The sequence below is a fragment of the Herbaspirillum robiniae genome, from assembly GCF_002213415.1.
Classification (GTDB): domain Bacteria; phylum Pseudomonadota; class Gammaproteobacteria; order Burkholderiales; family Burkholderiaceae_D; genus Herbaspirillum; species Herbaspirillum robiniae.
On the sequence record NZ_NJGU01000001.1, the window covers coordinates 495,500 to 517,275 of the forward strand.

Genomic DNA, 21,776 nt, shown 5'->3' on the forward strand with positions numbered 1-21,776 from the left:
GCCGCACGCAAAAAGAAGCCCAGGCAAGTCGCCTCCTGCATTCGATTTATCGATCAATTTCTCCGGCGCACCGCAGAGCGCTTTGTCACCGCTCATAAGATCTTCGCTAGTTCTCCGCCGCACCAGCGCGGGAGAACGCACACCACAAACAAGATCCATCAGCCGGAGACAGCAATGAATGCATTCAACAACGGCGCAGCGCCATTCTCGCCGGTCAGGCTGGGCATGCCCGTGTCGCTCTTCTGGGGCTACGTCGCCATGGCGATTTTCATGACCGGCGACGGCATCGAACTGGCCTATCTGTCCACCCATCTCTTCAGCACCGGCTTAAGCGAGAAGCAAGTGTCGCTGGTGTTTACGCTGTATGCGCTGACGGCTGCGCTATCGAGCTGGCTCTCGGGCGGCATCAGTGAAATCTTCGGCCCCAGGAAGATCATGCTGACCGGAGCGGCATGGTGGATCCTGGTGCACGCGGTGTTCGTGTTCTTCGGCATCCGCGCCAACGATTACACCGTGATCCTTGCCAGCTATTGCCTGCGCGGTTTCGCCTACCCCCTGTTCTTCTACGGTTTCTACGTGCTGGTCGTGCAGCGTACGCCAGGCCACCGGCTGGCATCCGCCACCGGCTGGATCTGGTCGATGTTTACCATCGGCTACGGCATCTGCGCTTCGTTTCTTGCCGGATTTGCCGTTCCGCGCATCGGCTTCGAGTCCACCTTGTGGCTGTCGTCGGTGTTTGCGGCGGTGGGCGGCGCAATGGCCGTCTTTCTGATCAAGGAGGCGCCGCCCCCGGCGCGGCTCGTCGCCAGCCGCTGGAGCGAAAAACTGCAAGAGATTGCCAGGGGACTGACGCTGATGATCGAAGACCGAAGCCTGTTCCTGGCGCTGATCGCGCGGGTGCTTTGCAATGTGTCGCTGTTCGGCCTGCCGGTATTCATGCCCATCTATTTCGTCAAACAGCTTGGCTACTCCACCGAAGAGTGGTCGCATATCTGGGGCGTGTTCTTCCTGGTCCAGCCGCTGACCAATGTGCTCTGGGGCATTTGCGGCGACCGCGTCGGCTGGCTGCCGCAGATGCGCTGGGTCGGTTTCTTCGGCAGCGCCTTGAGCACCCTGGCCTTCTACCACCTGCCCTCCGCATTCCCCGGCAACGTCTGGATCGCGATGGGTTGCGCCTTGCTGCTGGCCCTGACCCTGACCTCGTTCGTGCCGATGGGCGCGATCTTCCCGATGCTGGCGCCTGAGCACAAAGGCGCAGCCGTCTCGCTGCAAAACCTGGGAGGCGGCCTGGGCAACCTGATCGGCCCGGCCGTCGCGACGCTGATGTTCTCGCTCTCCTTGGGCATCGGCGCAGTCATCCTGGCCTTCTCCGTCCTGTATGTGCTGGGCGGCATGCTGACCCTGTTCATCCGCAATCCGCAACCATCCGTCACCGCCACCCCATGAGGCCCCAAATGAATTCCCCATTTTCCCTGCAAGACCAGGTTGCGATCGTCACCGGCGGCGCCTCCGGCATCGGTTATGAAATCGCCCGCCGGCTGCGCGACGCTGGCGCCACCATCGCCCTGGTGGATCGCGATCCCGACGTCTTCCATCAGGCGCAAACCCTGGGCGACAGGGTCAGCGCTCATCGCTTCGACCTGTCCCGGGTCGATGATCTGCACAGGCTGGCCACGGACATCGCGGATGCCCACGGGCAGATCGACATCCTCATCAACAACGCCGGCATCGGCATCCTGGAGCCCGTCGGCGAGGTGCAATTGAGCAGCTGGAACAGCACCATGCTGATCAACCTCACCGCGCCGTTCTTTCTCGCCCAGCATTGCGCCCGCTTCATGAAAATGCGCGGCGGCGGACGCATCATCAACATCGCCTCGCAAGCCAGCGTCGTCGCACTGGATGAGCACGCCGCCTACTGCGCCAGCAAGGCCGGGATGCTGGGCTTTACCCGTGTGTTGGCGGCCGAACTGGGGCCGCACGGCATTACCGCCAACGCCGTTTCACCCACGGTGGTTGAAACCGCGCTGGGCAGGGTTTACTGGAATGGAGAACGCGCCGCGCAGATGAAACGCAAGATCCCGGTCCGGCGCTTTGCCGCAACTGAAGAAATTGCCGCCGCCGTGCTTTACCTGAGCAGCAAGGAAGCCGGCATCGTCAACGGAGAAAACCTGATGGTAGACGGTGGATACAGCGCGATATGAGGTACGCCGCGCTTGCGTTCAACAACATGCCGGGAGCCTTGCCCCGGCATGTCTCAATTGCCTAGCCGGCAAACACTTGCACCACCAGCCACACATTGGCCGCGCTGATCGCGGCAAACAGCAGCCATGCCGTCCCCGCCACCCACCACGGATTGACCAGCTCGCCCATCAGGTCGCGCCGGCTGGTCAGGCGGATCAGCGGATACATGGCGAACGGCAGCTGCAGCGACAGCACCACCTGGCTGGCCACCAGCAGCTTGCCCACCGAGTGCGGGCCCAGCGTCAGCACGCCGACCAGGGCCGGGATCAAGGCCAGTCCGCGCGTGATGACGCGGCGCTGCCAGCACGGGATCTTCAGCTTGAGGAAGCCCTCCATGATCACCTGCCCGGCGATGGTGCCGGTGAAGGTCGAACTCTGCCCGGCGGCGAACAGGCCGACGCCGAACAGGATGGCAGCGGCGGCCGAACCTGTGATCGGATCGAGCAGGTGGTAGGCCTCGTCCAGCTCCGCCACTTGCGTGTTGCCGCTTTGGTGGAAGGCCGAGGCCGCCAGGATCAGGATCGCGGCGTTGATCACCATGGCGATCATCAGCGAGACGATGGTGTCGACCCGCGTGTAGCGCACCGCATCGGCCAGCGAGGCCGGGTCGCGCCGCACGCTGCGGGTCTGCACGATGGACGAATGCAGGTAGAGGTTGTGCGGCATCACGGTGGCGCCGATGATGCCGATGGCGAGATACAGCGGCTCGCGGCTGGAAATCGCCTGCAGCGACGGCACGAACCCCAGCGCCACCGCATGCCAGTCGGCCTTGACGAAGGCCAGCTGCGCCAGCAGGCAGACCGCGATGGTGATCACGAGGCCGAGGATGATGGCTTCCACCTGGCGAAACCCCCTGCCCTTGAGGCCAAGCACGATCAGCGTATCGAGCGCGGTCAGCATCACGCCTACCGGCAACGACACTCCCAGCAGCAGGTGGAAGGCCAGCGCGCAGCCGAGCACCTCGGCCAGGTCGCAGGCGATGATGGAGAGCTCGGCCAGCACCCACATGCCACGTCCGACGATGGGCGGATAGTGCTCGCGCGAGTGCACGGCCAGATCCTTGCCGGTGGCGATGCCCAGGCGCGCGCACAGGCACTGCAGCACGATGGCGGCGAGGCTGGACAGCATCACTACGAACAAGAGCTGGTAGCCGAATTGCGAGCCGGCCTGGATGGAAGTGGCCCAGTTGCCCGGGTCCATGTAGCCGATCGAGACCAGCAGCCCCGGGCCGACGTAGATCTTCAGCTTTTGCCAGACCGAAGCGGACGGCGGAACGTCGACCGAACCGGCGACTTCAGAGGGACAGAACGGCGCCGTCGCGGTGGTGGGCAAGCCCGGGATGCGCGGCAGTTTGAAGGTGAATGGCAAGCGCGGTATTCCTTGTTCTTATCTGTACTTGTCGATGACTGGCCGCCCCTGCGGCCTTGCCTGGCCCATCCTTACCTCGCCCATTTGCCCAGCGCGGCATCATCGCTCTCGCGGGCGTCGACCCAGCGCGCGCCCTCGGGCGTCTGCTCCTTCTTCCAGAACGGCGCCTGGGTCTTCAGGTAATCCATGATGAATTCGCAGGCTGCAAAAGCCTCGCCCCGGTGCGGCGACGTCACCGCCACCAGCACGATCTGCTCCAGCGGCCGCAGCGGACCGACGCGGTGGATCACCAGCGCGTCGAAGATCGGCCAGCGCGCACGGGCGTCGGCCACGATCTGCTCCAGCGCGCGCTCGGTCATTTCGGGATAGTGCTCCAGTTCCATCTCGGACACGGCGGCGCCGTCATTGAGATTGCGCACGGTGCCGACGAAGGACACCACCGCGCCCACTCCGGGATTGGTCAGGCGCAATTGCGCCACTTCGGCGGAGAGGTCGAAATCGGCGGTCTGGACGCGTACGGGCATGACGGTTCGGAAAAGTAATGAGAGTCAGCGACAGATTCTACCAGCGGCGTCGTGGCCGCAGACGATCGAACGCCGCTGGGTCCCGGCCTGCGCCGGGACCCAGCGGCGTTGATAGTGTGGCGAACGCTGGCGGCTACCGCCCTCGCCACAGGGCGAGGACGAAAGAGCAGAATACCGCCAGCAGCATGAAGTCCGGCTTAGACAAGCAGGCCCCACAGCACCAGCGTCATGCCCAGCCCGATGACCGACACCAAAGTCTGGATCACCGACCAGGTCGCCAGCGTCTGCTTCAGGTTCAGGCCGAAATACTCCTTCACCATCCAGAAGCCGGCGTCATTGACGTGACAGAAGAACACCGAGCCGGCGCCGATGGCCAGCGCCATCAGCGAGTTGTGGGTAGCCGACAGGCCGGCCACCAGCGGCGCCACGATGCCGGCGGTGGCGGTGGTGGCGACAGTGGCCGAACCGGTGGCCTGGCGCAGCGCCACGGCGATGATCCAGGCCAGCAGGATCAGCGGCATGTGCGTGCCGACGGCCACCTTGGTGATGGTGCCGCTGATGCCGGCGTCCAGCAGCGTCTGCTTCAGGCCGCCGCCGGCGCCGATGGTCAGCAGCAGGCCGGCGATCGGCGGCAGCGCGCGGCGCAGCGTGGCGCCGACGTCGAAGCGGCTGGTGCCCTGGCCCCAGCCCAGCACCACCACGGCGAACAGCACGGTGACGGTCAGCGCGATGATGGGCTCGCCGAAGAAGTTCAGCATCTCGTACAGTTCAGTCTTGGGCGTGACCCAGATGCGCGCCACGGTGCGGCCCAGCATCAGCGCTACCGGCAGCAGGATGGTCACGATCGCCGACAGGAAGCCCGGCTGGTGCTTCTGCTCGCGCGCGGTGAACAGCTTGCCGATCTGGTCGGGCTCGGCCACGCTCAGGCGCGGCGCCAGGAAATTACCGTACAGCGGACCCGCGATGATCACCGCGGGAATCGCAACCACGAAGCCCAGCAGCATGGTGGTGCCGAGGTCGGCGTGCAGCGCGCTCACTGCGATCAGCGGGCCCGGGTGCGGCGGCAGCAGCGCATGCAGCGTGGTCATGCCGGCCAGCGCGGGGATGGCCACGCGCATGATGGGCAGGTCGGAGCGGCGCGCCATGACGAAGATGATCGGCGCCATCATCACCAGGCCGACTTCAAAGAACAGCGGCAGGCCGATCACCAGCGCCACCACCGCCATCATCCAGGGGATGGCGCGGCCGCGCGCATAGCGCAGCAAGGTGCTGACGATCTTGTCGGCCGCGCCGGACTCGGCCATCAGCGCGCCCAGCATGGCGCCCAGGGCGATGATGATGCCGGCTTCGCCGAGGATGCTGCCGGCGCCCTTGCTGAAGGCCTTGGCGATTTCTTCGAGCGGGAGGCCGGCGCCGATGCCGGCCACGAAAGTGCCGATCAGGATGGCCAGAAAGGGAGCGATGGACAGGAAGCTGATCAGTACGACGATGGCCACCAGCGCCACCAGCGTCACCAGCAGCAGCTGCGTGTCCTGGGCCGCCCAGGCGGCCAGTTGGGTTGATATCACGATGTTTCCTTCTTCAGGTGTGGATGAATGCGCGCCTTGTGGCGTCTTGTGCATCTCCCCTTTGCTCGGGCATGTTTGGCTGCATGCCCTGTCTCCTCCCAAAGAAACGGATCCGGAGACTGGATCGCGGCTCCCCCCAAGGGAGCCGATGGCGGCCGCGTCAGCTCTTGCGCCAGACGCTGGCCAGCCACGGCTGCTGCTCGCGCGGCAATCCGTCAGGGCGGTAATAATGCCGCAATTCGATAAATCCTGCAGCGGCGAGGTAACGCTGCCAGCCTTCGAGGCTGTGCCACACGCCATAGCGCTCGCCGCTCCAGCCCTCGACGTCGTCGCCGCGCGGGTTGGAACTGAACAGGATGCCGTCTTCCTTCAAGGCCGCGTGCAGTTGCCGCAGCACGCGCGGCAGGTCGGCCGAGGGCACATGGAACAGCGAAGCATTGGCGAACACGCCGTCAAAACGCTGCGCCGGCAGGTCGAGCCGGACGAAATCCTGGTGCAGCACTTCGCAGCCGGAAGCCTCGCGCGCCATGCGCACGAACGCTTCGGTGCCGTCCAGGCCGACCGCTTCGTGGCCCAGCCGGGACAGCGTCAACAGGTCGCGTCCCGGGCCGCAACCGAAATCGAGGATGGAAAACGGCCCGTTGCCCGCCGGACCTGGGCGCATCGACAAGGCGTCCAGCAAGGCGCCGATGTTCTGGCTGACGTCATGGTCCCAGGTGCCCTGGCGAAACCCTTCGGCATTGCGGCTGTAGTGCCCCAGGGTGCCGGACGAGGCATCGCCTCCCGCGTCGCGCCGGCTCATCTCAGCCACCGGTGACCGGCGGGAAGAAGGCTACCTCGCCGCCCTCGACGATCTCGGTGTCGGCCTCGGTCATCACATGGTCGTAGGCCATGCGCAGGTTCTTCTCCGGCCCCAGCACCTCGGCCCAGGATCCGCCGCGGCCGATCAGGAAGGCGCGCACGTCGCCCACGGTCTTGACGCTGGCGGGGACGTCGATGACTTCGGTGGAGGTCTTCAATGCTTCACGCACGCTGGCGAAGAAGCGCAATTCGATTTTCATCAGAGCAGTTCCTGGAAAGAGATGAACGAGACGATGTCGCCGGCGGCGATCGTCTTGCCGGGCGGGTTGTCGATCACGCCGTCGGCCCATACGGTGGAGGTCAGCACGTTCGAGCCCTGGCTGGGGAAGAGGTCGAGACCGCCCTGGGCGTTGCGGCGCACGCGCAGGAACTCCTGGCGCTTGTCGGCCTTCTTCCAGTCGAAGTCGGCGCGCATGGCCACCGGCTGCGGCAGCGCCGCCTCGCGCGGCAGGCCCTGCAGGCGCAGCAGGAAGGGACGCACGAACACCAGGAAGGTGACGAAGGACGACACCGGGTTGCCCGGCAGGCCGATGAAGAAGGCGCGCCCGGCATCGGGTGCAGCGCGGTTCACTTCGCCGAAGGCCAGCGGCTTGCCGGGCTTCATGGCGATCTGCCACATGTTGATGCGCCCTTGCGCTTCCACCGCCGGCTTGACGTGGTCTTCCTCGCCCACCGACACGCCGCCGCTGGTGATGATCAGGTCGTGCTGCTGCGCCGCTTCGCGCAAGGTCTTGCGGGTCGCTTCCAGGTTGTCGGGAACGATGCCGTAGTCGCTGATCTCGCAGCCCAGTTTTTGCAGCAGGCCGCGCAGCAGGAAGCGGTTGGAGTTGTAGATGGCGCCGGGCTTCAAGGCTTCGCCCGGCATCGCCAGCTCGTCGCCGGTGAAGAACACCGCCACGCGCACGCGGCGGCGCACCGACAGCTGGGCCTGCCCGACCGAGGCGGCCAGGCCCAGCTCCTGCGGGCGCAGGCGCGTGCCCACCTCAAGGATGGTGGAGCCCTGGCGGATGTCTTCGCCGATGTAGCGCACCCATTCTCCGGCCTTGGGGACATGGCGCACGATGACGTGCTCGCCGTCGGCCTCGCAGGCCTCCTGCATGACCACCGCGTCGGCGCCCGCCGGCATCATCGCGCCAGTGAAGATGCGCGCGGCGGTGCCCGCCTCCAGCGGCTGGCCTACATGGCCGGCCGGGATGCGCTGCGAGACGCGCAAGCGGGCCTCGCCCGAGGCGCAGTCGGCGGCGCGCACGGCGTAGCCGTCCATCTGCGAGTTGTCCATGCCGGGCACGTTGATGTGGGCCTGCACGGGCGCGGCCAGCACGCGGCCGCAGGCGTCCAGCGTGGCGACGGCCTCGGCGCCTTCCACCGGCACGGCGGCGTCGAGCAAGGTGCGAAGCGCCTGCTCCACGCTTTGCAGCGGGGGACGGGACGGTTTGTCGGAGGAATTCCGGGTGGTGATGTTGGCTGGCATAAATGACCTGTGAATGGCGCCGGCGCGGTGTCGTCCGCGGCCTGCCGCGCTGAGTTCCTGGCGATATAGCGACCCGACATTCTAATGCAATCGAACGACGGATTCCGGCTTGCCGGGGCTGTGCTCTCGGCCATGAAAAACGCCGCGCGAGCCGTCGTGGCGCGGGCGGCGTCGAACGGGCGATACCGGCTTACAGGCCGGTGTGCTCGGCCACGAAGGACTTCACGCACGCGGCGTCGGCCGGCATCACCTCGAAGCGCTGCGGCAGCGCCTCGATGTTCTCGAAGCCCGCCGGGCGATCGGCGTCGCGGCCCAGCGCTTCGCGGATGGTTTCGTTGAACTTGGCCGGCAGCGCGGTTTCCAGCACGATCATGGTCACGCCCGGGGTCAGGTTCTCGCGCGCCACCTTGATGCCGTCGGCGGTATGGGTGTCGACGGTGATGCCGTAGTTCTTTTCGGCGAAACGGATGGTGTCCAGGCGGTCGGCGTGGGTCGAGCGGCCGGAGGCGAAACCGTACTTGATCACGCTGGCGAACTCATCGCCGTCGCTGCCCGGCTTGCCGGTCAGGTCGAAGCCGCCGGCGGTCTCGACCTTGTGGAACAGCGCCTTGACGCGCGCGGCGTCGCGCCCCAGCAGATCGTAGACGAAGCGTTCGAAGTTCGAGGCCTTGCTGATGTCCATGCTGGGGCTGCTGGTGTGGTAGGTCTCGGCCGACTTGCGCACGCGGTAGACGCCGGTGCGGAAGAATTCGTCGAGCACGTCGTTCTCGTTGGTGGCGACCACCAGCTTGTCGATCGGCAAGCCCATCATGCGCGCGATATGGCCGGCGCAGATGTTGCCGAAGTTGCCCGAAGGCACGGTGAAGGAAACCTTCTGCGCGTTGGAACTGGTGGCGGCCAGGTAGCCGCGGAAGTAGTACACCACCTGCGCCACGACGCGCGCCCAGTTGATCGAGTTGACGGTGCCGATCTTCTTGGCGGCCTTGTAGTCGAGGTCGTTGGAGATGGCCTTGACGATGTCCTGGCAATCGTCGAACACGCCTTCGACGGCGATGTTGAAGATGTTGGGGTCCTGCAGGCTGAACATCTGCGCGGTCTGGAAGGCGCTCATCTTCTTGTGCGGCGACAGCATGAAGACGCGGATGCCCTGCTTGCCGCGCATGGCGTATTCGGCCGCGCTGCCGGTGTCGCCCGAGGTGGCGCCGACGATGTTGAGCTCGGCGCCCTTCTTGGCCAGCGCGTACTCGAACAGGTTGCCCAGCAGCTGCATGGCCATGTCCTTGAACGCCAGGGTCGGGCCGTTGGACAGGCCTTGCAGCACCAGCTTCTTGCCGTCCTTGTCTTCCAGCGTGCGCAGCGGCGTGATCTGCGCCGCGTCCTCGCCGGCGCGGGTGTTGCGGTAGACGTCGGCGGTGTAGGTCTTGTGCGCCAGCGCCTTCAGGTCAGCCTCGGGAATGTCGGTGGCGAACTTCTTCAACACCTCGAACGCCAGGTCGGCATAGGACAGCTTGCGCCACTGGTCCAGCTCGGCGCCGCTCACCTGCGGGTACTGCGACGGCAGGTACAGGCCGCCGTCCGGCGCCAGGCCGCCCAGCAGGATTTCGGAAAAGGAAGGAGTGGCAGAGTGACCGCGTGTGGAGACGTATTGCATGACGTGTGAAGGCAGCAGAAATGCGTGGTATGCGCGTGGTGGCCGGAAAATCGGAAAAGACCGCCATTATAGCGTCCCGCCGCCCTCCCCGATCACATTTGCGGCGCGCCCGGCACTTGCGGTGCGGACAGCATCAGCATGCGGCGCCGGGCCGCCGATGCCCGGACTTGAGGTCCCGCGCGTGGAAACATTCAGGTGCGGATCAATGCCGCCCCGGCGCGCGGAGCAGCCCAGGAAGAGCGCACCGTCGTCTTCAAATGAGCCCTGAACGCCGTAGCCGGATTTTGTTTCAATAAAGAAATGAATTTGTCCGCGGCGACATGAAATAAAACGTTACCACCCTTGAAAGCCCGGCTGGGCCGGGCTATGCTGCGGCACTTCGTGCTTGCGCCCCTCATGGGGAATTCCTGCACGACAGCCAAATCAAAGACGGCATTCAACTCAAGAAGGATGGAAACGGCATGAAACACAAGATCAAGACCCTGCTCGCGGCGTCCGGCATGTTTGGCGCCTTGCTGGCGGGCATTCCGGCGCATGCGGAAAACTGGCAATCGCTGGGCGGCTCCGACGAGTCAGAACTGCTGATCGATACCGACTCCATCGTCGAGGCCGGCGGCATGCGCGAGGCATGGTCCCTGTGGAACTTCAAGCAGGCGCGTCCCAACACCGGCGATTCCGGCTTCCCCACCCTGAAGTCGTACAAGGACCTGCACCAGTACAACTGCAAGGCCGGCACCGTGAAGCTGGTGCGCGAGATCATCTTTGCCGAGAACGACGGCAAGGGCGACAAGCGCGACCACTCCGACGCGCTCAAGGGCATGGAGTTCTCCAAGCCCAAGCCGATGTCGGTGGGCGACGCGATGCTGCAGGCGGTGTGCGGCTTCGAACTGAAGAAGTGATCGCTGCCCGCCGCCCCTGATACGGCGGCGCGCAGATAAAAAAACGGAGCCCGAGGGCTCCGTTTTTCATTGCTTGCATGACTGGGGCAGCGTCAATCAGTTCAGCTCTTCCAGGCGGATCTTGGTGACCGCGCCCACCACCGTGGCCAGGGCTTCGATCTTGGCGATGGCCGCCTCGATGTTCTTTTCCTGGGTCTGGTGGGTCAGCATGATGATGTCGGTCTGTTGCTCGCCTTCGGCCGGCTCCTTCTGCAGCATGGCGTCGATCGAGATCGACGAGTCGGCCAGGATGCGGGTGACGTCGGCCAGCACGCCGGCCTTGTCGGCCACGCGCATGCGCAGGTAGTAGCTGGTGGTGACTTCAGCCATCGGCAGCACCGGGGTATCGGCCATGGAGCCCGGCTGGAAGGCCAGGTAAGGCACGCGGTGCTGCTGGTCGGCGGTGGCCAAGCGGGTGATGTCGACCAGGTCGGCGATCACGGCCGAGGCGGTCGGCTCGGAACCGGCGCCCTTGCCGTAATACAGGGTCTCACCGACGGCGTCGCCGCGCACCACGACGGCATTCATCGCGCCTTCGACGTTGGCGATCAGGCGTTGCGCCGGGATCAGCGTCGGGTGCACGCGCAGCTCGATGCCCTTCTCGGTCTGGCGCGTGATGCCCAGCAGCTTGATGCGGTAGCCCAGCTGCTCGGCATAGGTGATGTCGCTGGCCTGCAGCTTGGTGATGCCTTCCACGTGCGCGCGGTCGAACTGCACCGGGATGCCGAAGGCGATCGAGGCCATGATGGTCAGCTTGTGGGCGGCGTCCACGCCTTCGATGTCGAAGGTCGGGTCGGCTTCGGCGTAGCCCAGGCGTTGCGCCTCCTTCAACACGACGTCGAAGTCCAGGCCCTTGTCGCGCATCTCCGAGAGGATGAAGTTGGTGGTGCCGTTGATGATGCCGGCGATCCACTGGATGCGGTTGGCGGTCAGGCCTTCGCGCAGCGCCTTGATGATGGGGATGCCGCCGGCCACGGCCGCCTCGAACGCAACCATCACGCCCTTCTCTTGCGCCGCCTTGAAGATCTCGTTGCCGTGCGTGGCGATCAGCGCCTTGTTGGCGGTGACCACGTGCTTGCCGTTGGCGATGGCCTTGAGCACCAGTTCCTTGGCGATGCCGTAGCCGCCGATGAGCTCGATGACGATGTCGATGTCGGGATCGTTCACCACCAGGTTGGCGTCGTTGACAACCTTGACTTCTCCATTCGTCAGTTCGGTGGCGCGCTCGGTGTTGAGATCGGCCACCATGGTAATTTCAATGCCTCGGCCGGCGCGGCCGGCAATCTCTTCCTGATTGCGCTTGAGAACATTGAAAGTACCGGAACCCACGGTGCCGATGCCGAGCAAACCTACTTTGATGGATTTCATATTGTCTTCGTGGTTGGTGAAAAATGCCGCCGTGCCCAAACCCTGAGCACGGCGGGTACTGCAAGTCTTACGCGGTGCCGTGGCGGCGGCGATAGCCTTCGAGGAAGTGGGCGATGCGGCCCATGGACTCGGTCAGGTCGTCGGTGTTGGGCAGGAACACCACGCGGAAGTGGTCGGGCGTGGGGCAATTGAAGCCGGTGCCCTGCACGATCAGCACCTTCTCCTCGGCCAGCAGCTCGTAGGCGAACTCCTGGTCGTCCTTGATCGGATAGATTTCGGGATCCAGGCGCGGGAACATGTACAGCGCCGACTTCGGCTTCACGCAGGTCACGCCCGGGATGTCGGTCAGCAGCTTGTGCGCCAGGTCGCGCTGCTTGGCCAGGCGGCCGTTGGGCGCGACCAGGTCGTTGATGCTCTGGTAGCCGCCCAGCGCGGTCTGGATCGCATACTGGCCGGGCGCGTTGGCGCACAGGCGCATCGAGGCCAGCATGTTGAGGCCTTCGATGTAGTCGCGCGCATGCTTCTTCTCGCCCGAGACCACCATCCAGCCGGCGCGATAGCCGCAAGAGCGATAGTTCTTGGACAGGCCGTTGAAGGTGATGAACAGCACGTCGTCGGCCAGCGAGGCCAGCGAGGTGTGGGTGTTGCCGTCGTAGAGCACCTTGTCGTAGATCTCGTCGGCCAGGATGATCAGCTGGTGCTGGCGCGCGACCTCGATGATCTCCTTTAACACCTCGGTCGAATACAGCGCGCCGGTGGGGTTGTTGGGGTTGATGACCACGATCGCCTTGGTGTTGGGCGTGATCTTCTTCTTGATGTCGGCGATGTCGGGCTGCCAGCCTTGCTGCTCGTCGCAGACGTAGTGCACCGGCGTGCCGCCGGACAGGCTGACGGCCGCGGTCCACAGCGGGTAGTCGGGCGACGGCACCAGCACTTCGTCGCCGGTGTTGAGCAGCGCGTTCACGCTCATGACGATCAGCTCGGAGGCGCCATTGCCCAGGTAGATGTCGTCGATGGTGACGCCTTCGATCTTCTTCTGCTGGGTGTAATGCATGACCGACTTGCGCGGCGCGAACAGGCCCTTGGAATCGGTATAGCCGGAGGCGTTGCCCATGTTGCGGATCATGTCCTGCACGATCTCGTCGGGCGCGTCGAAGCCGAAGGCGGCCAGGTTGCCGATGTTGAGCTTGATGATCTTGTGGCCCTCTTCCTCCATCTGACGCGCTTTTTCCAGCACGGGACCACGAATGTCGTAACACACATCTGCCAGCTTCTTGGATTTCTGAATCGGTCGCACAGCTCTTCCTCTACACGTTTCGGGACGGCCTCCGGGAAACCGTCCCCTCCTGCGCGCCGCCGGATCCGGAACCTTTCGGATTCCGGCGTCTCCATCTCGGCGCGTTCATATGATTTGCTTCCGGTGCCTTTCGGCAATTTTCTGCATCGCCGCCGTCCCGTTGCAGCGCAACGCAAACCGGTGGCGAACGCTGGCGGACACGCTTGCAAAGGCGCTTGGCCAGCCGGCCGGGAACCGGCCATTTTGCCCAAAGCTGTCCATTTTATCAATCAAATAGGCGCGCGCCCGAGATGGAAACGGCTACAATGCTGCACTTTACGACCAGATTGCTGCAATGCATGTCGGAATGACATCGCGGCCGCGCCGCCTACCGCTCTTCCGGCTGCCTTCGCAGCCCATCTTGCGATGAAGCTTCACACAACCGAAACCAAGCAGTACCAGACCGTGACCGCCTACGATGAGGACGGCGTCGAGCTGAACGCGATCCGCTTCACCGACAGCCTGCTGGTGCTGCCCGAGAGCGATCCCGTGCCGTGGCCGGTGGCCAGCTTCGAGGCGCTGACCGCAGCCGACTTCGAACGCATCGACGCCACCGCCCCGGACGTGGTGATCCTGGGCACCGGCGAGCGCCAGCGCTTCGTCCATCCCAAGCTGACCGCGGTGCTGACCGCGCGCCGCATCGGCGTGGAATGCATGGACAACCAGGCGGCCTGCCGCACCTACAACATCCTGATGGCCGAAGGCCGCAAGGTGGCGCTGGCGCTGATCATTGCGCCCAAAAACTGATTCCGCGCTTTGCCGCGACAAGAAACCCAAGAACACGCACAAGGAACCGCCGTAAATGCGCGAACTGTATAAATCGAAGGCGTTCATCTGGACGCTGCTCATCCTGTTTCTGCTGGTCTGGTTCTGGATGCTGGGGGCGCGCACCCTGGTGCCGACCGATGAAGGCCGCTACGCGGAAATGGCGCGCGAGATGGTCGCCACGCAGGACTGGATCACGACCCGCCTGAACGGCATCAAGTACTTCGAGAAGCCGCCGCTCCAGACCTGGATGAACGCCGTCACCTTCGAGCTGTTTGGCCTGGGCGAATGGCAGGCGCGGCTGTGGACCGGCCTGTGCGGCCTGCTGGGCATCGGCCTGGTGGCCGTGACCGGCACCCGCGTGTTCAGCGGCCGCGTGGGCTTCTACGCCGCGCTGGTGCTGGCATCGAGCTTCTTCTGGGCCGGCATGGGCCACATCAACACGCTGGACATGGGCCTGACGGGCATGATGACCATCTCGCTGTGCGCCTTGCTGATGGCGCAGCGCGACGGAGCCTCGCGCGACATCCAGCGCAACTGGATGCTGCTGTGCTGGGCCGGCATGGCGCTGGCCGTGCTGTCCAAGGGCCTGATCGGCATCGTGCTGCCGGGCGCGGTGCTGGTGCTCTACACCCTGTTCTCGCGCGACTGGGCGATCTGGAAGCGCCTGCACCTGTTCAAGGGCCTGCTGCTGTTCTTCGCCATCGCCACGCCGTGGTTCGTCGCGGTGTCGCTGAAGAACCCGGAGTTCCCGCAGTTCTTCTTCATCCACGAGCACTTCCAGCGCTTCACCAGCAAGATCCACAGCCGCACCGGCCCGTGGTACTACTTCATCCCCATCCTGGTGCTGGGCATCGTGCCGTGGCTGGGCGTGTTCTTCCAGGGACTGTGGCAAGGCGTGCGTGAAGAGCGCGACACCGCCGGCTACAACAGCCTCAACGGCGGACGTTTCCAGCCGAAGAAGATGCTGCTGATCTGGGCCGCCTTCATCTTCGTGTTCTTCAGCATCTCGGACTCCAAGCTGCCGTCCTATATCCTGCCGATCTTCCCGGCGCTGGCCCTGCTCATCGCCTGCTACCTGGAGCGCGCCGACTACAAGGCACTGGCCTGGGCCGGTTCGCTGGTGGCCGTGCCCAGTGCGGTGGCGCTGGCCTTCATCCCGCGCGTGCCGTCGCTGGCCAAGGACGCGTTCTCGCTGCCGCTGGTGGAGGCGCATGTCCCCTACATCTACGCCGGCACGCTGATCTTCTTCATCGGCGGCGTCGCCGCCATCCGGCTGGCGCGCCAGCACAAGGATGCCGCGGTGACCGCGCTGGCCGCGACCGCCTTCCTGGCGGGCCAGGTGCTGATGCTGGGCCACGACCCACAAGGCCGCTATTCGGCCGGCGTCGACTACGTGCCGGCGCTGCAGGCCGAGCTCAAGCCCGAGACCCCGATCTACCTGGTCGGCCGCTACGAGCAGGCGCTGCCCTTCTACCTGCAGCGGACCATGACGCTGGTGCAGCATGCCGACGAGATGGAGTTCGGCCTGAAGCAGGAGCCGCAGCTGTGGCTGCCGACCGTGGATGCCTTCGTCGCCCAATGGGTGGCCGACCATACCGCCGGCAAGAAGGACATCGCCATCATCAATCCGGACATCTACAAGCAGCTGGTCGAGCGCAAGCTGCCGATGCGCCTGATCGGCCAGGATCCGCGCCGCGTGATCGTGGCCAATGACCCGGCGCCGGAAGCCGCCGCCGGCGGCAAGAAGGCGGCGCAATGAATCTCGCGACCTTCGGATTCATCTTCGCCGGCATTTGCCTCAACGCGGTGGCGCAGCTGCTGCTCAAGGCCGGCACCAACGCCGTGGGCGCGATCCACCTGACCGCCGACAACTGGTTCGCCACGGGCCTGAAACTTGCTACCCAGCTGCCCATCATCGGCGGCCTGTCCTGCTATGTGATTTCGGTGGTGGTGTGGATCATCGGCCTGTCGCGGGTGGACGTGACCATCGCCTACCCGCTGCTGTCGCTGGGCTACATCATCAACGCCGTGGGCGCCTGGTATTTCCTCGGCGAAGCGGTGTCGATGCAGCGCATCCTGGCCATCGGCGTGATCATCGTCGGCGTGGTCTTGCTGACAAGAAGCTGATTTACAATAGCGCCGCGCGCGACAACATGTCCCCGCGCGGCTGCCCTATCCGACCATTCGCCAGACCTGAAACACGACCATGAGCCTGCCTTTCCTGCCCTTCTCCAAACCCACCATCGACGAGCCGACCATCGCCGCCGTCGCCGACGTGCTGCGCTCGGGCTGGATCACCAGCGGCCCCAAGGTGCAGGCATTTGAAAAGGCCTTGTCCGAGTACCTGGGCGGCCGCATCGTGCGCACCTTCAACTCCGGCACCTGCACGATGGAGATCGCGCTGCGCATCGCCGGCGTCGGCCCGGGCGACGAAGTCATCACCACCCCGATCTCCTGGGTGGCCACCGCCAACGTGATCCTGGAAACCGGCGCCACCCCGGTGTTCGCCGACATCGACCCGATCACCCGCAACATCGATCTCGACAAGCTGGAAGCCGCCATCACCCCGCGCACCAAGGCGGTGATCCCGGTCTACCTGTCGGGCCTGCCGGTGGACATGGACCGCCTGTACGCCATCGCCAACAAACACAAGCTGCGCGTGGTGGAAGACGCCGCGCAGGCGCTGGGCTCGACCTGGAACGGCAAGCGCATCGGCGCCTTCGGCGACTTCGTGTCGTTCAGCCTGCAGGCCAACAAGAACATCACCAGCTCCGAAGGCGGCTTCCTGGTGCTCAACAACGCCGAAGAGGCGAAGCTGGCCGAAAAGTACCGCCTGCAGGGCGTGACCCGCAGCGGTTTCGACGGCCTGGAAGTGGATGTGCTGGGCGGCAAGTTCAACATGACCGACGTGGCCGCCGCCATCGGCCTGGGCCAGTTCGCGCATATCGACGCCATCACCGCGCACCGCAAGGAGCTGGCGCGCCATTACTTCGCCACCTTCGGCGACGGCTTCGAGGCCGAGTTCGGCGCCCAGCTGCCGGTGGCCGACTTCGAGAACTCCAACTGGCACATGTTCCAGCTGGTGCTGCCGGAGCGCATCACGCGCGCCGCCTTCATGGAAAAGATGATGGAAAAGCAAGTCGGCATCGGCTACCACTACCCGGCCATCCACCTGCTGAAGCTCTACCGCGACCGCGGTTTCAAGGAGGGCATGTTCCCGGTGGCCGAGCGCGTGGGCCAGCGCATCGTCTCCTTGCCGATGTTCAATGCAATGAGTAAAGATGACGTAGTGCGTTCGGTCGAAACGGTAAAATCGGTACTGCGTTGATTTTGTATCAATTTTCCGTTTAAATTCGGCACAATCCGTTTTATTCGCATTTCGTTTCAAGCGGGCCTGAATGTCGCGACACCAGCCGGTCGCCGCGGCTTCGGGCCTTTGACATATTTCGTACCAGCCATTGATGAAACCAGAACTGTCCGTCGTCATCCCGGTTTACAACGAGGAATCCGGCCTCGCCAAGCTGTTCGAGCGCCTCTACCCGGCGCTGGATGCATTGGGTTACAGCTATGAAGTCATCTTCGTCAACGACGGCAGCCGCGACCGTTCGGCCGGCATCCTGGCGGAACAGTATCGCATTCGTCCGGACGTGACCCGCGTGGTGCTGTTCAACGGCAACTACGGCCAGCACATGGCCATCATGGCCGGCTTCGAGGCGACCCGCGGCGAAGTCGTGGTGACGCTGGACGCCGACCTGCAGAACCCGCCCGAGGAAATCGGCAACCTGGTGGCCAAGATGCGCGAGGGCTACGACTACGTCGGCTCGATCCGTCGCAAGCGCCAGGATTCGGCATGGCGCACCTATGCCTCCAAGGCCATGAACCGCCTGCGCGAGAAGCTCACCCGCATCAAGATGACCGACCAGGGCAACATGCTGCGCGCCTATGGCCGCAACGTGATCGATCTGGTCAACAAATGCCAGGAAGTCACGACCTTCGTGCCGGCGCTGGCCTACACCTTCGCGCGCAAGCCTACCGAGATCATCGTCGAGCATGAGGAGCGCTCGGCCGGCGAATCGAAGTATTCGCTGTATAGCCTGATCCGCCTTAACTTCGACCTGGTGACCGGCTTCTCGCTGGTGCCGCTGCAGTTCTTCTCGTTGCTGGGCATCCTGCTGTCGTTCGCTTCGGCGGCGCTGTTCATCCTGATCGTCTTCCGCCGCCTTCTGATCGGCGCCGAAGTCGGCGGCGTGTTCACGCTGTTCGCGATCACCTTCTTCCTGATGGGCGTGATCCTGTTCTCGATCGGCCTCTTGGGCGAATACATCGGCCGCATCTACCTGCAGGTGCGCGCGCGCCCGCGCTACGTGGTGCAGGCCATCCTCGAACAATCCTCCGAAGAGGACAAGCAGACATCATGAATGCCGTCGTATTCGCCTACCATGACGTTGGAGTGCGCTGCCTGAAGGTGTTGCTGGCGCGCGGCGTGCAGGTGTCGCTGGTGGTCACGCACGAAGACAGCGCCACCGAGAACATCTGGTTCGGCTCGGTGGCCGGGCTGTGCCGCGACAACGGCATCCCGTTCATCACGCCGTCCGACCCGAAGTCGCCGCAACTGCTGGCCCAGGTGCAGGCCGCGCAGCCGGACTTCATCTTCAGCTTCTACTACCGCCACATGCTGCCGGTCGAAGTGCTGGCCACGGCCAGGCACGGCGCCTACAACATGCACGGTTCGCTGCTGCCCAAGTACCGCGGCCGGGTGCCGATCAACTGGGCGGTGCTGCACGGCGAGACCGAGACCGGCGCCACGCTGCACGAGATGACCATCAAGCCCGACGCCGGCGCCATCGTGGCCCAGACCGCCGTGCCCATCCTGCCGGAAGACACCGCCTACGAAGTCTTCGGCAAGGTGGTGGTGGCCGCCGAGCAAACTCTGTGGAACGTGCTGCCGGCCATGCTTTCCGGCCAGACGCCCAACATGCCCAACGATTTGTCCAAGGGCAGCTATTTCGGCGGACGCAAGCCGGAAGACGGCCGCATCCAGTGGCGCCGCACCGCGCGCGAGGTCCATAACCTGGTGCGCGCGGTGGCGCCGCCCTACCCCGGCGCCTTCGAGGAAATCGCGGGTGATAAAATTACGGTCACGAGAACCCGACTGGTTCCGCCGTCGGCCCACCCCGCCCTGCAGAAGGCGCACGGCATGCAGGACAAGTTCTTCGAAGGAGGCAAGCTCTACGCCCGTTGTGGCGATGGCAACTTCCTTCAGATATTGGGCATCCAGATCAATGATCAGGATGTCTCGCTCAACAATTACCTGAAATACATGGCCTCCTGAAGTCGGCCATTCACCTAGCTCTCATCATGAAAAAAGTCCTCATTCTCGGCGTCAACGGCTTCATCGGCCATCACCTGTCCAAGCGCATCCTGGAAACCACGGATTGGCACGTCTACGGCATGGACATGATGACCGACCGCATCACGGACATCCTGGAAAACGAGTCCTACAAGTCGCGCATGCACTTCTTCGAAGGCGACATCACCATCAACAAGGAATGGGTCGAATACCACGTCAAGAAGTGCGACGTGATCCTGCCCCTGGTGGCCATCGCCACCCCGTCGACCTACGTCAACAAGCCGCTGCGCGTGTTCGAGCTGGACTTCGAAGCCAACCTGCCGATCGTGCGTTCGGCCGCCAAGTACGGCAAGCACCTGGTGTTCCCGTCGACCTCCGAGGTCTACGGCATGTGCCATGACGAAGAGTTCGACCCGGAAGAGTCCGAGCTGATCTGCGGCCCGATCAACAAGCCGCGCTGGATCTACTCCTGCGCCAAGCAGCTGATGGACCGCGTGATCTGGGGCTACGGCATGGAAGACAACCTGAACTTCACGCTGTTCCGCCCGTTCAACTGGATCGGCGCCGGCCTGGACTCGATCCATACGCCCAAGGAAGGCAGCTCGCGCGTGGTGACCCAGTTCTTCGGCCACATCGTGCGCGGCGAGAACATCTCGCTGGTCGACGGCGGCCAGCAGAAGCGCGCCTTCACCTACATCGACGACGGCATCGACGCGCTGATGAAGATCATCGCCAACGAAGGCGGCGTAGCCTCCGGCAAGATCTACAACATCGGCAACCCGACCAACAACTACTCGATCAAGGAACTGGCCGACATGATGATCAAGCTGGCCGCCGAGTATCCCGAGTACGCCGACAGCGTCAAGAACGTGAAGCTGGTCGAGACCACCTCCGCCGCCTACTACGGCAAGGGTTACCAGGACGTGCAGAACCGCGTGCCCAAGATCACCAACACCTGCGAAGAACTGGACTGGAAGCCGAGCACCACCATGGCCGACACCCTGCGCAACATCTTCGACGCCTACCGCAGCCAGGTGGCCGAAGCGCGCGCGCTGGTCGACTGATCGACATCGCCCGGGCCGCATGCAAACCGCGCTTCGGCGCGGTTTTCTTTTTCCGGCGGCAAACGGGATTGTCTTTTCGCCAAGCCGCATGCGGGCTTCTGTTGCGCGCCCGGGCGACAATGCTGCACAGCTGCATATTGTCCTATCCGGCCCGCAATGCTAGTCTCGCACTATGAGCGGCGTTGCCGGCGCGACAAGCGCCGGCGCGCCTCCGACCACATCATCGCAGCAGCAAGCGGCGCCACGCCGCTTCTTCATCCGGTTCAGCTACATTGCCCAAACTTACACTCAAGATCGACGCCGATACCTACCGCGGCACCCGCGTGGGCGTTCCCAACCTGATCAGCCAGTTGCGCCGCCACGGCGCCGGCGCCACCTTCCTGTTTTCGCTGGGCCCTGACCATACCGGCTGGGCCTTGAAGCAGATCTTCCGCCCGGGCTTCTTCAGCAAGGTCTCGCGCACCTCGGTGGTCGAACACTACGGCCTGAAGACGCTGATGTACGGCACCCTGCTGCCCGCGCCCGACATCGGCAAGACCTGCGCCGAGTACATGCGCGAAGCGCACCAGGCCGGATTCGAATGCGGCATCCATACCTGGGACCACCGCGTCTGGCAGGACGACGTGCGCACCGCGGACGCGCAATGGACGCAGGAGACCATGCAGCAGTCCTACGGCCGCTACCACGACATCTTCGGCCATGCCCCCGTCACGCACGGCGCAGCCGGCTGGCAGATGAACGACCACGCCTTCGTGCAGCTGGACCAGTTCGGCATCGCCTATTCGTCCGACGGCCGCTCGCAACTGCGCGAGGACGGACGCCTGGCCGATCCGGATGCCGGCCCGCACCGCCTGTCGGCATTCGGCAAGCCCTTGTCCTGCGTGCAGCTGCCGACCACGCTGCCGACGCTGGACGAGATCCTCGGCCGCACCATCCGCGGCAAGCTGATCGACAGCGGCAACGCCGCCGAACTGCTGCTGGAATTGACCAGGCAGCCGCGCGACCACGTCTTCACCCTGCATGCGGAACTTGAAGGCCAGAAACTCGCCCCCATTTTCGAACGACTGCTGGCCGGCTGGCGCGCGCAGGGATACGAGCTGGTGTCCATGGGCGACTACTACGACAGCGTCAGCAACGACGTGCTGCCCATCCTGCCGGTGAGCTGGGGCGAACTGCCCGGCCGTTCCGGCGAGATGATCGTGCAGGCGATGTGACGCCGCACCGCGGCAGCAGGCAAAAAAACAATCCTCGAACAACCGACATACTGG

20 protein-coding genes are annotated in these 21,776 nt (G+C 64.5%); 11 read left to right on the forward strand and 9 right to left on the reverse strand.

Annotation, left to right across the window (positions count from 1 at the left end):
- Nucleotides 1-174 precede the first annotated feature (174 nt).
- Both CEJ42_RS02065 and CEJ42_RS02070 read left to right on the forward strand, forming a co-directional pair.
- The gene (locus CEJ42_RS02065; protein ID WP_088749888.1) at nt 175-1,446 is read left to right on the forward strand and encodes an MFS transporter; all 1,272 of its coding nucleotides are present in this window, start codon (nt 175-177) and stop codon (nt 1,444-1,446) included.
- Between the two features lie 8 nt (nt 1,447-1,454).
- A complete protein-coding gene (locus CEJ42_RS02070) occupies nt 1,455-2,201 on the forward strand; it encodes a GolD/DthD family dehydrogenase (RefSeq protein WP_088749889.1) in 747 nt (248 codons plus the stop codon).
- Between the two features lie 61 nt (nt 2,202-2,262).
- On the opposite strand, the gene CEJ42_RS02075 is transcribed toward CEJ42_RS02070, so the two are convergent.
- From CEJ42_RS02075 to thrC, 7 genes are all read right to left on the reverse strand, one after another.
- Nucleotides 2,263-3,609, reverse strand: a complete 1,347-nt coding sequence (locus CEJ42_RS02075; protein ID WP_088749890.1) for an Nramp family divalent metal transporter — start codon at nt 3,607-3,609, stop codon at nt 2,263-2,265.
- A 71-nt stretch (nt 3,610-3,680) separates the two neighbouring features.
- On the reverse strand, nt 3,681-4,133 hold the full coding sequence (gene moaE, locus CEJ42_RS02080) for a molybdopterin synthase catalytic subunit MoaE (protein WP_088749891.1): 453 nt from the start codon (nt 4,131-4,133) through the stop codon (nt 3,681-3,683).
- Between the two features lie 197 nt (nt 4,134-4,330).
- Entirely contained in the window at nt 4,331-5,701 is a 1,371-nt protein-coding gene (locus CEJ42_RS02085) for a GntT/GntP/DsdX family permease (protein WP_079215200.1), read from the reverse strand.
- A 160-nt stretch (nt 5,702-5,861) separates the two neighbouring features.
- Nucleotides 5,862-6,503: a class I SAM-dependent methyltransferase gene (locus CEJ42_RS02090; protein ID WP_088749892.1), complete on the reverse strand. Its 642-nt coding sequence runs from the start codon at nt 6,501-6,503 to the stop codon at nt 5,862-5,864.
- 1 nt (nt 6,504) lies between these two features.
- Entirely contained in the window at nt 6,505-6,762 is a 258-nt protein-coding gene (moaD, locus tag CEJ42_RS02095; RefSeq protein WP_079215202.1) for a molybdopterin converting factor subunit 1, read from the reverse strand.
- Nucleotides 6,762-8,033 carry a molybdopterin molybdotransferase MoeA gene (locus CEJ42_RS02100; RefSeq protein WP_088749893.1) on the reverse strand — a complete coding sequence of 424 codons (1,272 nt, stop codon included), beginning with the start codon at nt 8,031-8,033 and terminating at the stop codon, nt 6,762-6,764. Before CEJ42_RS02100 ends, moaD begins: the two co-directional genes overlap by 1 nt.
- Before the next feature lie 190 nt (nt 8,034-8,223).
- The gene (gene thrC / locus CEJ42_RS02105) at nt 8,224-9,684 is read right to left on the reverse strand and encodes a threonine synthase (protein WP_088749894.1); all 1,461 of its coding nucleotides are present in this window, start codon (nt 9,682-9,684) and stop codon (nt 8,224-8,226) included.
- Between the two features lie 461 nt (nt 9,685-10,145).
- Between thrC and CEJ42_RS02110 the strand changes: the two genes are divergently transcribed.
- Nucleotides 10,146-10,583, forward strand: a complete 438-nt coding sequence (locus tag CEJ42_RS02110; protein ID WP_079215209.1) for a surface-adhesin E family protein — start codon at nt 10,146-10,148, stop codon at nt 10,581-10,583.
- Between the two features lie 96 nt (nt 10,584-10,679).
- On the opposite strand, the gene CEJ42_RS02115 is transcribed toward CEJ42_RS02110, so the two are convergent.
- A complete protein-coding gene (locus CEJ42_RS02115) occupies nt 10,680-11,990 on the reverse strand; it encodes a homoserine dehydrogenase (RefSeq protein WP_079219111.1) in 1,311 nt (436 codons plus the stop codon).
- A gap of 67 nt (nt 11,991-12,057) precedes the next feature.
- The gene (locus CEJ42_RS02120; RefSeq protein ID WP_079215210.1) at nt 12,058-13,287 is read right to left on the reverse strand and encodes a pyridoxal phosphate-dependent aminotransferase; all 1,230 of its coding nucleotides are present in this window, start codon (nt 13,285-13,287) and stop codon (nt 12,058-12,060) included.
- 405 nt (nt 13,288-13,692) lie between these two features.
- Here CEJ42_RS02120 and CEJ42_RS02125 point away from each other — a divergent pair, with 405 nt between their 5' ends.
- The 8 genes from CEJ42_RS02125 to CEJ42_RS02160 all read left to right on the forward strand — a co-directional run bounded on the left by CEJ42_RS02125 (nt 13,693) and on the right by CEJ42_RS02160 (nt 21,722).
- Entirely contained in the window at nt 13,693-14,073 is a 381-nt protein-coding gene (locus CEJ42_RS02125) for an Mth938-like domain-containing protein (protein ID WP_088749895.1), read from the forward strand.
- A gap of 55 nt (nt 14,074-14,128) precedes the next feature.
- Nucleotides 14,129-15,853 carry a glycosyltransferase family 39 protein gene (locus tag CEJ42_RS02130; protein WP_088749896.1) on the forward strand — a complete coding sequence of 575 codons (1,725 nt, stop codon included), beginning with the start codon at nt 14,129-14,131 and terminating at the stop codon, nt 15,851-15,853.
- Nucleotides 15,850-16,221: an EamA family transporter gene (locus CEJ42_RS02135; protein ID WP_088749897.1), complete on the forward strand. Its 372-nt coding sequence runs from the start codon at nt 15,850-15,852 to the stop codon at nt 16,219-16,221. The genes CEJ42_RS02130 and CEJ42_RS02135 overlap by 4 nt, the downstream gene beginning before the upstream one ends.
- A gap of 79 nt (nt 16,222-16,300) precedes the next feature.
- A complete protein-coding gene (locus tag CEJ42_RS02140) occupies nt 16,301-17,422 on the forward strand; it encodes a DegT/DnrJ/EryC1/StrS family aminotransferase (protein WP_079215214.1) in 1,122 nt (373 codons plus the stop codon).
- Nucleotides 17,423-17,555: 133 nt separating this feature from the next.
- A complete protein-coding gene (locus tag CEJ42_RS02145) occupies nt 17,556-18,512 on the forward strand; it encodes a glycosyltransferase (RefSeq protein WP_079215215.1) in 957 nt (318 codons plus the stop codon).
- Entirely contained in the window at nt 18,509-19,426 is a 918-nt protein-coding gene (locus tag CEJ42_RS02150; RefSeq protein WP_088749898.1) for a formyltransferase, read from the forward strand. Before CEJ42_RS02145 ends, CEJ42_RS02150 begins: the two co-directional genes overlap by 4 nt.
- 26 nt (nt 19,427-19,452) lie before the next feature.
- A complete protein-coding gene (locus CEJ42_RS02155; RefSeq protein ID WP_079215217.1) occupies nt 19,453-20,508 on the forward strand; it encodes a bifunctional UDP-4-keto-pentose/UDP-xylose synthase in 1,056 nt (351 codons plus the stop codon).
- A gap of 272 nt (nt 20,509-20,780) precedes the next feature.
- Nucleotides 20,781-21,722 carry a polysaccharide deacetylase family protein gene (locus tag CEJ42_RS02160; RefSeq protein ID WP_088749899.1) on the forward strand — a complete coding sequence of 314 codons (942 nt, stop codon included), beginning with the start codon at nt 20,781-20,783 and terminating at the stop codon, nt 21,720-21,722.
- The last annotated feature ends 54 nt before the right edge of the window (nt 21,723-21,776 follow it).